The 14,238-nt window shown below is 38.9% G+C and carries 13 protein-coding genes; 6 read left to right on the forward strand and 7 right to left on the reverse strand.

Annotation, left to right across the window (positions count from 1 at the left end):
* Positions 1-39: 39 nt before the first annotated feature.
* From AC6H0V_RS16815 to pgi, 6 genes are all read right to left on the reverse strand, one after another.
* Positions 40-489: a QcrA and Rieske domain-containing protein gene (locus tag AC6H0V_RS16815; protein ID WP_497561361.1), complete on the reverse strand. Its 450-nt coding sequence runs from the start codon at positions 487-489 to the stop codon at positions 40-42.
* Between the two features lie 10 nt (positions 490-499).
* A complete protein-coding gene (locus AC6H0V_RS16820) occupies positions 500-1,444 on the reverse strand; it encodes a DUF5777 family beta-barrel protein (protein WP_497561362.1) in 945 nt (314 codons plus the stop codon).
* 6 nt (positions 1,445-1,450) lie between these two features.
* On the reverse strand, positions 1,451-2,011 hold the full coding sequence (locus AC6H0V_RS16825) for a YceI family protein (RefSeq protein ID WP_497561363.1): 561 nt from the start codon (positions 2,009-2,011) through the stop codon (positions 1,451-1,453).
* Positions 1,989-3,221 carry a porin family protein gene (locus tag AC6H0V_RS16830; RefSeq protein ID WP_497561364.1) on the reverse strand — a complete coding sequence of 411 codons (1,233 nt, stop codon included), beginning with the start codon at positions 3,219-3,221 and terminating at the stop codon, positions 1,989-1,991. The genes AC6H0V_RS16825 and AC6H0V_RS16830 overlap by 23 nt, the downstream gene beginning before the upstream one ends.
* 1 nt (position 3,222) lies before the next feature.
* A complete protein-coding gene (locus AC6H0V_RS16835) occupies positions 3,223-3,774 on the reverse strand; it encodes an RNA polymerase sigma factor (RefSeq protein ID WP_497561365.1) in 552 nt (183 codons plus the stop codon).
* Positions 3,775-3,964: 190 nt separating this feature from the next.
* The gene (gene pgi, locus AC6H0V_RS16840) at positions 3,965-5,611 is read right to left on the reverse strand and encodes a glucose-6-phosphate isomerase (RefSeq protein ID WP_497561366.1); all 1,647 of its coding nucleotides are present in this window, start codon (positions 5,609-5,611) and stop codon (positions 3,965-3,967) included.
* 154 nt (positions 5,612-5,765) lie between these two features.
* On the opposite strand from pgi, the gene AC6H0V_RS16845 reads away from it, so the two are divergent.
* The 3 genes from AC6H0V_RS16845 to AC6H0V_RS16855 all read left to right on the forward strand — a co-directional run bounded on the left by AC6H0V_RS16845 (position 5,766) and on the right by AC6H0V_RS16855 (position 9,213).
* Positions 5,766-7,064, forward strand: a complete 1,299-nt coding sequence (locus AC6H0V_RS16845; RefSeq protein ID WP_497561367.1) for an amidohydrolase — start codon at positions 5,766-5,768, stop codon at positions 7,062-7,064.
* A 79-nt stretch (positions 7,065-7,143) separates the two neighbouring features.
* Positions 7,144-8,218 (forward strand): peptide chain release factor 2 gene (gene prfB, locus AC6H0V_RS16850; RefSeq protein WP_497561368.1). Its coding sequence is split into 2 segments (ribosomal slippage): positions 7,144-7,203 and positions 7,205-8,218, totalling 1,074 coding nucleotides; the frame shifts between segments, so codons are not numbered across the junction.
* An 83-nt stretch (positions 8,219-8,301) separates the two neighbouring features.
* Positions 8,302-9,213 carry an alpha/beta hydrolase gene (locus AC6H0V_RS16855; protein WP_497561369.1) on the forward strand — a complete coding sequence of 304 codons (912 nt, stop codon included), beginning with the start codon at positions 8,302-8,304 and terminating at the stop codon, positions 9,211-9,213.
* 44 nt (positions 9,214-9,257) lie between these two features.
* On the opposite strand, the gene AC6H0V_RS16860 is transcribed toward AC6H0V_RS16855, so the two are convergent.
* Positions 9,258-10,115, reverse strand: coding sequence for a transglutaminase-like domain-containing protein (locus AC6H0V_RS16860; protein ID WP_497561370.1), 858 nt, complete (start codon positions 10,113-10,115; stop codon positions 9,258-9,260).
* 44 nt (positions 10,116-10,159) lie between these two features.
* Here AC6H0V_RS16860 and AC6H0V_RS16865 point away from each other — a divergent pair, with 44 nt between their 5' ends.
* The 3 genes from AC6H0V_RS16865 (at position 10,160) to AC6H0V_RS16875 (ending at position 13,836) form a co-directional block, all read left to right on the forward strand.
* Positions 10,160-10,942, forward strand: coding sequence for an O-methyltransferase (locus tag AC6H0V_RS16865; RefSeq protein ID WP_497561371.1), 783 nt, complete (start codon positions 10,160-10,162; stop codon positions 10,940-10,942).
* Between the two features lie 247 nt (positions 10,943-11,189).
* On the forward strand, positions 11,190-11,552 hold the full coding sequence (locus AC6H0V_RS16870) for a BlaI/MecI/CopY family transcriptional regulator (protein ID WP_497561372.1): 363 nt from the start codon (positions 11,190-11,192) through the stop codon (positions 11,550-11,552).
* 1 nt (position 11,553) lies between these two features.
* Positions 11,554-13,836: a M56 family metallopeptidase gene (locus AC6H0V_RS16875; RefSeq protein ID WP_497561373.1), complete on the forward strand. Its 2,283-nt coding sequence runs from the start codon at positions 11,554-11,556 to the stop codon at positions 13,834-13,836.
* Positions 13,837-14,238: the final 402 nt, after the last annotated feature.

The following is a 14,238-nucleotide window of genomic DNA, read 5'->3' on the forward strand; positions in this document are numbered from 1 at the left end:
GGAGGAACTCTACAACACTCCCTGATCAACCTTAACCTATTATACTGTTGCAGTTAAAATAGTTCCTGAAATAGAGGTGCTGTAAACTTTAAGCGTGCTGGTAGTGCCCCCATCATTTGGCTGCGAAATAACCGCTCCTCCAGAGGTGTATTGTGAAGAATGCAAACTACATTGAATGAGGTTATTGGCCTGGATCCAGTTTAATGCCCCACCTTGGTGTGGGCAGGTGGCTTGAGTTGCAGTAAAGGAACTGATAGCATTTGCTGCGGCAAGCCTAACAAATAATATACCGCCACTCGAAAGAAATGAGCCCACCGTTAATAATTGTGTGCTTAAATCTACATTCACCTTTGTACCAGCTGGGGGCCCGCTTCCTCCGGGCGTAGGAGTTGGATCGTTAGACTTGCCTCCACAACTCGAAATACAACTTCCTGTGCAAACAAGAGCTATACCAAGCCCTAATGATTTGATAAATTCGTTACGTTCCATGATTATTTTTTTAGTAAATGGTTGATTTAGTATTGGGATCCTTGTTCTTTGATTTAAACAGGGAGAAATTGCGGGAAATGGTAAACCCGAAGCGAACGCCCCCATCACCCCACGACTTTTTAGTATTGGCTATAAAATTATTTTCAACTATATATTCCGAATTCATGAAATTAAGAGAGAAAATATGTCCGCCAGTTTCAATTTCTAAGCCTACGCCGAAAGGGTTATAAAATTGCACCGGAAGATTGACCGGTCTTGATAAACCTCTAACCATGGTGTAATCTGCAACAAATGATAAGCGTTTCGTTAACTTAATCCTTCCGGCAAATCCTAACGAAAACAAGTTTTCAGGATCTAGTGGGTCTTCTGTTATAGAACGGATAAGCAAGGAGGGCATAACAGCTAAAGAGATGCTCGATGAAAATTTTCTGGAAAAGATAGGCTGGATAAAATAACTTAAACGATCTGAATAGCTGCCGAACTCGCTAACTGAAAAGGGCTCCCTGGCCACTAATCCAACCTGTGCCAACAAAGTAAGGTTTAAAGGCATAGACCCATCATTCTTCTGTTGCATCAACCTTTGCTTCGCATATAGATCATATAGTTCGTCATGTTTGCTTCTGCCAAAACCGATGGTTAACTTGTCTGTTACCCCATAATCCAACCCAATAAATAAATCAGTGGCAACATCTAATCCATATAAAGTATGTGCGCTTCCAAATGGGCCTCCTATATCGCCAAAATGATGGCGAATTCTTAAATCAAGATCATGTTTTTTCTGTGTCTCGGTAGAATGCGATAAGACCACATGGCTGGCCTTAAAAGTTGCATCAACTTTGTTGAATTTTTTACTGCTGTCTAATGTGTTCAACAAAGAATCTACCGTCTGTGCACCTGCACTTAAAGCTAAAACTATTAACATTAGAAAGAGGTAAATAGATAGTTTCTTCTCCATGATTATTTATTTTAATAAGGTTAATGTACCGTCAATAGTTACCTTAATTACCTCTGCAATTTTGGTAAAAACCAAGGTTGGAATTTTAATCTGGTGAGTTTTACAGGCGACATCGAAGTTGGAATTTAGTGATAGGGCGCCGTTTTTTATTCTTATAATACCTTGTATGCTTCTTGATTGGGTTACTCCATGAACGGTAAGTGTTCCCTTGGCCGTTACCGGATATTCGCCATCTTTCTTCCAATCTATTTTTTGCTCAATGTTCCCTTTAAATTTAGCCAATGGAAACTTATCGCTTTCCATGTAGTTCTCATTGAAATGCTCCTGCATCAATTTTTTATCAAACTCTAAGCTCTTGATGGAAACTGCCACGGCCAATTCTTGGTTCTCTGTATTAAAAACAGCGGCCCCTGTTGAACTGTTAGCTCGGATGTCCTCTACTGGCGTGGAAGAAAAAATGCCGACTTTCACATTTTTACTTACATAGGTTTGTGCACTTGCCGCAATAACAAAAGCAAAATAAAGCACAATCAATAAAATCAATTTAATGTTTTTTAGTAAAATCATAACTTAGTTTTAAGGATACTCCACTCGATTTTAAAGGAACACTGCCCTCGCCAATCCCCGACAGGGGAATTTTAATGTAGGGCTCTAAGCCTACGGCTATTTTCTTGCTCTTCGACTTTATATTATAGGTAGCAGAAAGGTCTACCACACTTAAAATATGCTGATTGCTGTTGGTTACTTCCGATGTACGATCTGCCCGCTTCAACGAAGGATCATATTTAAATACATAATTTTCCTTTAACATCATGTAACTAGATAGGCCAGCATTTACAGTAATGCTTCTCTCGTTGTTTTCGTTCACTTTGAACGATGCTCTTAATGGTATTTCGAGCACTTTGCATTGCGCATCGATGTTTACGATGGTGTTTTTTGGATAGTAACCCGTGGTGTATTCATTGCTAACAGCCGTATAGTTTTTGTGCCCGTAATTTAACCCAGTTTGTAAACTTAACTTTTTGGTTAAGCCAACTCCGAGGCTAACTCCAAAAGCAACATTTGCTTTACCTCCAATCACTGAAGTAGTTGAATTAAAATCCGGGCCTACATTTATGGCTAAACTAAGCGGGAGCTTACGTCTTACTTTTTTAATCTTTCCCTCTGGTTTCTCCCCATCCAGCTTAACATCATCAATATTTGCAGCTATGACAGGATCTGGTTGCTTATTGGGCTGTTCAACGTTTTCAGCTCCAATATCAATAACATTGGTTTTTGTGGTAAGAGTGCTTTGGTTACTATTTTGTGTTACTTTGCCCGGCTCATTCCCTGCAGGTTGCTTCCCTGACACCAAGATTTCCAAACCTTCTAATTTGGCTGCCTGTAAACCTTTGCTTATGGTAGATATAGGGTCTTTAACAATCTTGGTGACATTTTCTCCGGGATTGATGGTAGGTAATGGAACATTTGGCGTTGAACTGGCCACAGAAGTTGCAGACGGGCTGTCTTTGATGCCTCCAAGTTCTTTTTTAGTTTCAGGTTTATTTCCTGCGATTCCGTTACCAGGGGTAATTCCATTTCTGCTAATCAGGTAAAACCCTAATCCAAATGAGAGCAACAGCAAGACCACACTGGCATATCGATAAAATATGAGCCGATCTTTCTTACGTAACTTTTCCTCCATCTTTAACCACGACTCGTTGTCAAACTCAGGTATTTCTTGTGTAATCCTGTTTTTGAACGCCTGGTCAAAGTCTTCATCATTCAACTCTTTCATTTTAACAATTAATTTTTTGTTTCGCCGTCATTGGTGTTTCTGCTAGCATTTTTTTTAAGTTCTCTCTTGCCTTGAATAGATTAGACTTAGAAGTTCCTACAGAAATAGAAAGCATCACAGAGATTTCCTCATGAGAATAGCCGTCTATAGCAAATAAATTGAATACTGTTCTGTAGGCATATGACAGCCGCTGAACCAATTTTATTAAATCTTCATAATTTAAACGGGAAAGAATGCTCTCACTACCTTCCAGTTCATGTTTGGCATTTAGTTCTTCCATCTGTATTTGTCTCATTCTAGCTCTATAATAATCTATTGAAGTATTGATCATAATCGTGCTTATCCAAGCATTAAATGATCGTTGCTTATCGTATCGATGCATATTCATAAAAACCTTCATGAAACCATCGTTAACCATTTCAACTGCTTCATCCTTACTTTTCGCATAGCGCGAACAAATCCGCATAGCATAGCCATAATAGAGACGATAAAGGTCTTTTTGACTTCTTCGATCTTTTTTTAAACAGCCATTGATTAGTTCAGGTGTCAGCAAAATATTCTCTAAGTAAGGTTAGTTTTCAGTAGTTACGGGCAATGATTTATAAAGGTTGCTTCTGTCTCTAGAAATTTCTTTAAATAAAAATCGCCATTTACTTTGGATTTTTCCAAGTAAATGGCGAGTAAGGAATGGGGAAAGAAATTAGGGAATTGGGAAATAGGAAGAGTTATCTATTTCCCAATTCCTATTTCCATTTTTTATATTGATTGATCAATCCATTAGTAGAAGAATCGTGTGTACTTATCGGATCATCATTTTTTAATTCAGGTTGGATTTTCTGCGCTAATTGTTTTCCCAGTTCAACGCCCCACTGGTCGAAACTGAAGATATTCCAAATAATGCCCTGTACAAATATTTTATGCTCATAAAAAGCAATTAAACTTCCTAAACTATATGGCGTAACCTTTTTTAGTAGAATAGAATTTGTTGGTCTATTACCATCAAAAACTTTAAAGGGTGCCAATTCATTAATCTCGGTAGCTGATTTTCCTGAATCTTTGAGCTCTTTTTCTACTTCGGTTAGGCTCTTTCCATTCATTAGTGCTTCGGTTTGTGCAAAGAAGTTCGACAATAATATAGGATGGTGATCTCCTAATGGATTTAAACTTTGCGCAGGGGCGATAAAATCACATGGAATTAATCGCGTTCCTTGGTGTATAAGCTGATAAAAGGCATGCTGTCCGTTTGTGCCAGGTTCGCCCCAAATTACAGGTCCGGTTTCATAATCTACTGCCTTTCCGTTCCTATTCACATGCTTGCCATTACTTTCCATGTCTCCCTGTTGAAAGTACGCTGCAAAGCGATGCATATATTGATCGTATGGTAAAATGGCATGTGTTTCGGCATTAAAGAAATTGATATACCATACCCCAAGCATCCCTAAAATTACGGGGATATTCTGTTCAAAAGGGGTGTCTTTAAAATGTTGGTCGCTAGCGTGCGCCCCTGCAAGCAGTTGCTTAAAATTATCAAAGCCAATTCCTAACGAAATCGATAGTCCGATTGCGCTCCATAACGAATAGCGGCCACCTACCCAATCCCAAAATTCGAACATATTTTCGGTATCTATCCCAAAAGCCGATACATCCTTTGCATTAGTAGAAAGCGCAGCGAAATGCTTGGCAATGTCTTCCTTTTTTGCGCCACTTTCCAAAAACCACGTTCTTGCACTGTGCGCATTGGTCATCGTTTCTTGCGTAGTAAATGTTTTAGAGGCCACAAGAAATAAGGTGGTTTCTGGGTTTACCAATTTTAGCGTTTCGGCCAGATGGGTGCCATCGATATTAGATACAAAATGAAGGTTTAAACGAGTCTTATAGGTTTTTAATGCTTCGGTTACCATTACAGGGCCCAAATCTGAACCTCCAATCCCAATATTCACAATATCTGTTATTGCTTTACCCGTGTAGCCTTTCCATTCTTCAGAAATAATGGAATTGCTAAATTTTTCCATTTTAGCTAAAACAGCATTCACCTCAGGCATTACATCTTTGCCGTTTACCAAAATTGGAGAATTGCTTTGGTTGCGCAGAGCGATATGCAATACAGGTCGACCTTCTGTTTGATTGATTATATCACCTTCATACATCGCCTTTATGGCTTCATCCAACTTGCATTCGTGTGCCAATTGAATTAATAAAGCGAATGTAGTGTCATCAATTCTATTTTTAGAGAAATCAAACAAGATCTCTTCGAACAGAAGGGAGAATTTGTTAAAACGTTCAGAATCTTCCTTAAATAAAGTTTTAAGATCTGTTTCGGTAATATCAATAAAATGATCTGCCAAATATTTGTAGGCATTGGTTGTAGTGAAATCTATTTTTGGAAGCATAACTGATTGTTTATATCGTAAAATTACTAAATACCTTTTACTAAAGTTAAATGATTGACAAAGTGTTTTAATAGACTTTATAATAAACCGCGAAGATAAGATGGGTTCCATCTTCTGAAGAAATTTTCTATCTTGGATGGAAATCTAAACTAGCATGAAAACCTCCTTATTTTTAATCTCATTTTTTTGCATTCCTTCTTTTTTGTTCGCACAGGCCCAGAAAGCGGAAGTGAACAGGAGAGCTGAGGCCTTGACACAAAAGGTAATCGATTGGAGAAGAGATTTCCATCAAAATCCTGAACTGGGCAACCGCGAAACGCGAACAGCTGCCATCATTGCCAAACATTTGCAGAGCTTAGGGATTGAGGTTAAAACAGGGGTAGCCCATACCGGTGTTGTAGGTATACTTGTTGGTGCTAAACCGGGACCAGTTGTGGCATTAAGAGCCGATATGGATGCGTTACCCGTAACAGAACGCGGCTCATTGCCCTTTGCGTCTAAAGTACGTACCACCTATAACGACCAAGAAGTGGGGGTAATGCATGCCTGTGGACACGACTCGCATATGGCCATTTTGATGGGTGTGGCCGAAGTCTTGGCAGGAATGAAAAAGGATTTGGCAGGAACCGTGAAATTTATATTTCAGCCCGCAGAAGAGGGGGTGCCAGTGGGCGAAGAAGGTGGTGCCGAACTGATGGTTAAAGAAGGAGTGCTACAAAACCCTAAAGTTGATGTAGTTTTTGGACTGCACATTAACTCCCAAACTCCTGTTGGTCAAATTACCTATCGACCAGGAGGGGTGATGGCTGCGGTTAACGATTTAAAAATTACAGTAATGGGTAGATCGGCACACGGAGCCTACCCTTGGAGCAGTATCGATCCGATTGTGGTTTCGGCACAAATAATAAATAACCTACAAACTATCGTGAGTAGGAATTTAAACCTTACCGAAAATCCTGGAGTAGTAACCATTGGCTCCATCCATGGTGGCGTTCGCTCTAACATTATTCCCGAAAAAGTAGAAATGCTAGGTACTGTCCGCAATTTTACCAAAGAAGACGAAGCCTTATTTATTGAGCGCATTAAAACGATCGCCATAAAAACCGGTGAAGCTTACGGTGCCAAAGTCGATGTTTTAATTCCCTATAGTGCACATTATCCCGTAACATTCAATGATATTGCTTTAACAGAAAAAATGTTGCCAAGCTTGCAAGCTACAGCAGGGACTGATAACGTAAAGCTAAAAGCCCCCGTAACAGGAGCAGAAGATTTTTCTTTTTATCAGGAAAAAGTTCCAGGCTTGTTTTTCTTTCTAGGAGGGATGCCAAAGGATCAAGACCCATTAAAGGCCCCCTCCCACCATACGCCCGATTTCTATTTAGACGAAAGTGGTTTTAATCTGGGAGTAAAAGCGCTATGTAATTTAACGTTGGATTACATGAATGGGAAATAGTCATCGGATGATTATATTCATCCGATGACTAATTTTGAAATAAACTTACAAAGTTTGCAAAACTTCGTAAGTTTACAACATGACTAAAGAACAAATTCAGGATTTAAGGGACAGAGTAACGTCGCTGAGGAGGTATCTTTGACGTTGAAGATAAACTCGAAGAAATCCGTATAGAGCAGGAACTTACCCTGCAACCCAATTTTTGGGATGATCCTAAAAAGGCCGAGCAACATATTTCTAAGATCAATCAGAAAAAAGTATGGACTGATGGTTGGCAACAAGCCAATGCAGCGGTTGAGGATGTAGAAGTACTTTTCGAATTTTTTCAAAGTGGGGATGCCACAGAAGAAGAATTAAAAGAGCAGTTCGATACCAGTTTAAAAGCAGTGGAAGCGCTTGAGCTTAAAAACATGCTCAATAGCAAAGAAGATCAACTGCATGCTGTTGTGCAAATTACTGCAGGAGCCGGAGGAACAGAAAGCTGTGATTGGGCGTATATGCTAATGCGGATGTACATGATGTGGGCCGATAAAAATGGCTATAAAGTTACAGAGCAGGATTATCAAGAGGGAGAGGTAGCAGGAATTAAATCGGTTACCATCGAAATTGCGGGCGAGTTTGCCTATGGTTACCTAAAAGGAGAAAATGGTGTACATCGTTTGGTACGAATTTCGCCATTTGATTCGAATGCCCGCAGACATACTTCTTTTGCTTCGGTTTACGTATATCCATTGGTTGATGATACGATCCATATCGATATCAATCCGGCAGATGTAGAATTTGAAACCTTTAGAGCAGGCGGTGCCGGCGGACAAAACGTGAACAAAGTTGAAACCGCTGTGCGGTTATACCATAAACCTTCAGGGATTACGATTAAGAACCAAGAATCAAGATCGCAGTTGCAGAACAAAGAAAATGCCTTGAGGTTATTAAAATCGCAGTTGTACGAAATTGAGCAGCGCAAGAGAAACGAAGAAATAGCAGCAATAGAAGGATCCAAAAAGAAGATAGAATGGGGCTCGCAAATAAGGAGCTACGTGCTTGATGATAGAAGAGTGAAAGACCACCGCACCAATTTCCAGTCCTCCAATCCACAGGCAGTATTGGATGGAGACCTGAACGACTTTTTAAAGGCATATTTGATGGAGTTTTAGCGTTAAGCCTTCGTGTTACGCAAATCGCCAAACGCCCAACTTTCAACTTTTTTTGATACTTTTAGATAACCATAGTATTTCCAATGAAAAAGATCTTCGTTTTCTTATTTTCTCTTTCTGTATTCATGAGCACAACCGATGCCCAACAAGTTATTCCCTTATATAAAGGCGCAATACCTGGCGCTAAAGCACCTCCCTCAGACTATGCAGAGAAAACGGTTATTGGTACCGATGGCGTTTCGAGAGTTAGTATGGTTACCGAGCCCTCATTAATTGCGTATTTGCCCGCCAAACCTAATGGGACAGCTGTAATTATTTGCCCAGGTGGGGGATATAGCATCTTAGCAATTGATAAAGAAGGGACCCTAGTTGCGAAAAAATTGAACGAAATTGGTGTAACCGCCTTTGTACTAAAATACCGCTTGCCAAGCGATTTAATTATGGAAGATAAGGCCAATGGGCCACTTCAGGATGCCTTGCAGGCGATGTATCTGGTGCGCAAAAATGCAAGTGTTTGGAGTGTCGACCCGATGAAGATAGGTATTATGGGCTTTTCTGCCGGAGGGCATTTAGCAGGTAGCTTAAGTGTACATTACAATGATATGAAGGTGCAAAACCCAGAAGGCATTAGTTTAAGGCCTGATTTCTCTATCTTAATGTATGCTGTGGTAAGCTTCGGTCAAAACACCCATCAAGGCTCTTTAACAAGGCTGCTGGGCGAAAATCCTACTGATGAGCAAAGAAAATACTGGTCATCAGAGCTCCATGTGAACGCACAAACGCCAATGGCTTTTTTAGTGCACGCCAATAATGATGGCACCGTGCCCGTAAAAAATAGTATCATGTACAATGAAGCTCTTACGAAATACAAGGTTCCTGCCGAAATGCATCTCTATGCTGCGGGTGGCCATGGATTTGGTCTATACAATAAAACAACTAAAGACGATTGGTTTGAAAGGTTAACGAATTGGCTGGCGACAAATAAATTTTTATAGTTTGGCCTTGGGAGTGTTGCGCTTGGCGAGCAGAATGCTCCACGCTACTCCGATAAAATCTCCTGCAATTGTTTCAATTCCTGCACTTTATCGGCTGCGCCCAAATTCTCGTAGGCAGAAATTAAGTTCCTTATTATTCTTCTGATAATTTCGGTATTACTGCATGGCGAATAAAATCCAGGTTGGGGTTCCAGATTAAGCTGACGGAGAAATTGGTCTACATCATGTTTCCCGAAAATAGCCCCTTTATTAAAAGCATTGATATAAAAAAGCACACCATATTCTTTTTCAGCATTGCTTTCATCAATATAGCCTAAAATAAAATGCTGTGGTAGGTTTACCCCATAAACAGGGATATCCAATTTTTGGGCTAATGTGGCATAAACGATGGCAAGAGAAATTTGGTTCCCTTTTTTGCTCTCTAATACCTGGTTTAAGTACGAGTTTTGCGGATCGTGATGGTTTTTAGTATTGCCGCTAAATCCATATTGGCTATAGAAAACATGGTTGATGAGCTTTATTTTCTCTATAGAACTCATTTCATGCTGCATCGATAGCCAGATCTCACGCTTTATTTCTTCGATCTGATTAATAATATGCTGCTCGTCAAGGTCGGGATACTGATAGCGATTAATAACCAAAGCTCCCTGCAATAAATCAAAAGCTCCACTTTGGTACCATAAGTTAAGATCTTCTTTAACATTATTGAACTGTATCGTATGTACTATATTTTCAATGCGCTCCTGCAAAAGCGTATTAAGCGATTGCTCCCAAGCGCTTTCTAAATACGTAATCACTTCGTTGCCGTAGGTGAGAAGCCGCTCTTGCACATGTTGGAAAATCTCCTCATCAGGATCATCCAATAATTTGACTAAAGCATCTATTTCTGCAAGATTTTCCATTAAAAATGCAAATTACAATTTTCTGTTTGCCTATTTTTGTCGGTATGATTTTTCAATTCGTTGCCGATTACCTTAAACATCGTTTTACTGCAAAAAGTAGGCATGGTACACACTCGCCATTCGTTTACAAGCTAACTGATGAGGTAATTTACGATTTTTCTGCCAAAAAAGAATACGAAAGTATCGAAGAGCAACGAAAAAAACTTTTGCATGACGATAGCATAGTGAGGGTAACAGATCTTGGAGCTGGATCACACTTAAATAAAAACAAGATCAAAAAGGTTCGTGAGATCGCAAAGAACGCTTTAAAAACACCGAGATTGGCCCAACTGATCTACCGCCTGGCCGCTCATCAAAAGCCCAACAGTATAATCGAGTTGGGAACCTGTTTAGGTATTACTACCGCCTATTTGGCCAAAGCACAACCCAATGCACAATTGCTTACCATAGAAGGTTGCCCAGAAACCGCGGCAGTTGCGCAAAAGAATTTTAATGAACTACAGTTGGCAACTATCGACTTGCAGATCGGAAACTTTAATCAACTCCTACCAATAGCCATAAATAAGGCCGAAACGCTAGACCTTGTTTATGTCGATGGCAATCACACCAAAGAAGCAACCTTAAATTATTTTAATTGGTGCTTGCCAAAAGTTAATGAGAATTCGTTGTTGATCTTTGATGATATCTATTGGAGCAAAGGAATGAAAGAAGCTTGGGAAATTATAAAAAGCCATCCCCAGGTGTCCGTCACCGTAGATCTGTTCTGGATTGGACTGGTGTATTTTAAACAAGGACAGGCGAAAGAACACTTTAAAATCAAGTACTAAGAGCAAAGACAGAGAGCAAGGCGCATAGGGACCAACACTCCTAGACTCTCACCAACGCCATGCTCTATGCTCCATGCTTAGATTAAGAGCAAAGCGCAAAGCGCATAGGGGAGAACACGCCTAGAGTCTAGCCAACGCCATGCTCTATGCTCCATGCTCGTTAAATTAATTATTTGATTATCAACTAATTATACTTTTAACTGATTTTTTAGTTGTATAACTGTAAAATAAGTTATAGATTTAGTTTATGGAAGAATTAACTAAAGCAGAAGAGCGGATCATGCAGGTTTTATGGAAACTGCGAAAAGCATTTGTTAAAGATATCATCGATGAATTGGATGAGGAACCAAAGCCACCATATAATACAATTTCGTCTATAGTACGGCTTTTAGAAAAGAAAGGGTATGTAAGCTATCATGCCTATGGTAAAACCTACGAGTATTTTCCCGCAATCAGCAAGGAAGATTATACCAAAACCACATTCTCCAAATTGTTTTCTGGTTATTTTGATAATTCGCCAAGTAGCTTATTATCGTTCATGGTAAAAGAAGAAAAACTAAGTGAAAAGGATATAGAAGAGTTAAAAGCTTTGATCAATAAAAAATCCTAATATGGAATTATTAAATTACCTCTTAAAAGTAAGCGCTTGCCTACTGTTATTCTTCGCCCTTTATCAGCTCGTACTCCATAAACTTACCTTCTTTAAATTTAATCGATTTTACCTGTTGTGTACGCTGCTGCTCAGTTTTATTATTCCATCGCTGCAATTTACAATTGAGAGGGAGGTAGAGCAGATTTCGATTATCGAAAACCCGATCGCTGTTCGGGATGCTGACTTGGCCACTTCAGCATTTGAGGCGCCAATTCAAGTTGGTGTGTTACCCGTAAGCATTGAAAAAACTTCTTATGATTGGTATTTGCTATTGCCCTATGCCTATATGGCAATTGTAGCAGGGTTATTGATGATGACGCTTTGGAAGGTATGCACGCTCTTAAAATACACTAATCGCAGTGCGAAAAAAGTTAACGGACTTAAAATAGTTGCAAAAACCAAAGGCTTTACCAATTGCTCGTTTTTCAATTACGTATTTATTGATCAAGAAAAACTAAGCGACTCAGAAATTAGTGTATTGCTGAAGCACGAAGAAGTGCATGCAAAGCAATTGCATTCTATCGATAAAATAATGTTGATGATTGCTAAAGCTATATTATGGTTTAATCCAATTATTTATTTATACGATAGAGCATTAGAACAAACGCATGAGTACGAGGCAGACGAAACAACTAGCGCAGACTTTGGCGCAAATAACTATGCAAGCTTATTGCTAAGGTTAGCAGTAGAAGGAGGACAGATGCCATTAGTGCATAATTTTGTGAAAAGCCCGATAAAAGCAAGGATAAAAATGTTGTTTAACACTAAATCAAAAAATTGGAGAAAGTTAATTTATTTGCTTGTGATACCTATTGGGATGGCCCTAATCTGGGGGTTTACAGTAAACGTTGTTTATGCGCTACCACAACAAAACCAGCACATAGTTAAGCAGGATACGTCAAAATATGCAAAAATTAAAGCTTCGAGATTGAAAGCGGAAGCTTACCGGAAATCTCCCGAATTTTTGAAACGATATAACCTGGCCCAGGCAATAAATGGAAAAGTACTGGTTGGCATTATAGGAAATGATTATTTAGAAGCTAAATCTACCTTAAACAATGGCAAATTATTTACCGTAGGCGATAAAACCTATATTCTTCAGGCAGCACACAAGATGGAGGTCTTAAGAATGTTAAAACCCAACGAGGAAATAGAAATCAAAGTAGCTATGGCCTTAATTTCACAGGAGGCAAGCTACTTGATCATTAACCCCGCGACCATCAAAAAAGGCGGTGTTATAATTTATACACAACCTCCGTTAAAAAAACAACCTTTTTTGTACGAGGCAAACCGTGCTCGTTTCGCTTGGTCTAAAATTAAATCTATAGAGAAAAATTCAAACGGGGTGATAAACAAAATAGTGCTAAACGATAAAACTTTCACTATTAATTTAAATGTGGCTGCCCAAAAGTTTAAAAACGCTAATTTTAAGGTTGGCGACCAAGTTTTGGTTAAATTCTTTGGAGAAAAATTAACCGGAAGCAAAACTTATTCTACGGATAAGATGATCGTACTTTATTCGCAACCAAAAAAATATGAACTAAGAAATCCGACACTTTACAGCCGTTTTTACCATGAAGATGGATCTCAGATTGTGCCTGAAGAGTTAGTTGCCACAAAGTCGGTTAAACCTGGAGATGCACAGGCTACCACCCAATCGTCAAACCCTAAATTACTTTATTCATCGAGCTTAACAGTTGATACCAAAACCAATAAATTTTATATTAAAAAGGGGAAAATAGAAATTACCGACCGTTTGTTGTTGGAAGCCGAAGACATTACTTGGGATAAAAATAATGAGCTAATTACTGCTCAAAATGCAACATTAACAGGAAAAGAGGGCAATATTATAAGTGGAAAATCTTTGATTTATAACTTAAAAGCCAATACTTATTCATTACTAAATGCCTCTGGAAATATTAAACAGGCTAAATCGGCTGTCTTTGAATTATTAAGCAAATTACCTTTTCAAGCATCAGATTCGGTTCGGGTTTCAAAAACTGAAAATACCATTACCCTATATGGTAAGGCTGCCATAGTTTTAGATGGGACAAGAATAAGTGGGGATAAAATTGAGATCAATAAAAATTCTGATGTGGTTACCGCTTACAATGCTGAAATAACAGGCCTTGAGGAACAACCCATTAAAGGAAAAATAATTTCATACAATACAGTAACTAAGAAAGGAATGATCACCGATATTCTTTCAGGACCTAATAAACATTGGGATAGGCGTTTTTAATATCGTTAACTTGTGTCCATGTCTAAAATTTTATAGCCACAGATTTAAGAGGATTTAATCTTTCATAAAAATCTGTGGCTATCGATTCTTGCCCCTCCAGAAAATAGCCACAGATAAGAAGGATGAGCACAGATCAAATCCGCATTAATATTGGCAATATTCAAATTTATGGCCACAGATTAAAAAGGATTAAATCTTTCTCGATATCTGGGGCTAATTTACCTCCCAAGAAAATAACCACAGATAAGAAGGATGAACACAGATCAAATCCGCATTAATTTGGCAATATTCAAATTTATGGCCACAGATTAAAAAGGATTAAATCTTTCTTAATCTGTGGCCAACAATTGCTGCACTTACTGTTGGTCGAGATTTGAATATTGGTCGACCTTTGAACTAAGT

This window comes from Pedobacter sp. NO84 (assembly GCF_059703915.1).

Excerpts from the sequence above, each read along its gene's own strand:
- AC6H0V_RS16875 (WP_497561373.1), top strand. The coding sequence starts at position 11,554 with ATGGAATTATTAAATTACCTCTTAAAAGTAAGCGCTTGCCTACTGTTA.
- AC6H0V_RS16855 (WP_497561369.1), top strand. The coding sequence starts at position 8,302 with ATGAAAAAGATCTTCGTTTTCTTATTTTCTCTTTCTGTATTCATGAGC.
- AC6H0V_RS16820 (WP_497561362.1), bottom strand. The coding sequence starts at position 1,444 with ATGGAGAAGAAACTATCTATTTACCTCTTTCTAATGTTAATAGTTTTA.
- pgi (WP_497561366.1), bottom strand. The coding sequence starts at position 5,611 with ATGCTTCCAAAAATAGATTTCACTACAACCAATGCCTACAAATATTTG.
- AC6H0V_RS16870 (WP_497561372.1), top strand. The coding sequence starts at position 11,190 with ATGGAAGAATTAACTAAAGCAGAAGAGCGGATCATGCAGGTTTTATGG.
- AC6H0V_RS16825 (WP_497561363.1), bottom strand. The coding sequence starts at position 2,011 with ATGATTTTACTAAAAAACATTAAATTGATTTTATTGATTGTGCTTTAT.
- AC6H0V_RS16865 (WP_497561371.1), top strand. The coding sequence starts at position 10,160 with ATGATTTTTCAATTCGTTGCCGATTACCTTAAACATCGTTTTACTGCA.
- AC6H0V_RS16860 (WP_497561370.1), bottom strand. The coding sequence starts at position 10,115 with ATGGAAAATCTTGCAGAAATAGATGCTTTAGTCAAATTATTGGATGAT.
- AC6H0V_RS16830 (WP_497561364.1), bottom strand. The coding sequence starts at position 3,221 with ATGAAAGAGTTGAATGATGAAGACTTTGACCAGGCGTTCAAAAACAGG.
- AC6H0V_RS16845 (WP_497561367.1), top strand. The coding sequence starts at position 5,766 with ATGAAAACCTCCTTATTTTTAATCTCATTTTTTTGCATTCCTTCTTTT.
- AC6H0V_RS16815 (WP_497561361.1), bottom strand. The coding sequence starts at position 489 with ATGGAACGTAACGAATTTATCAAATCATTAGGGCTTGGTATAGCTCTT.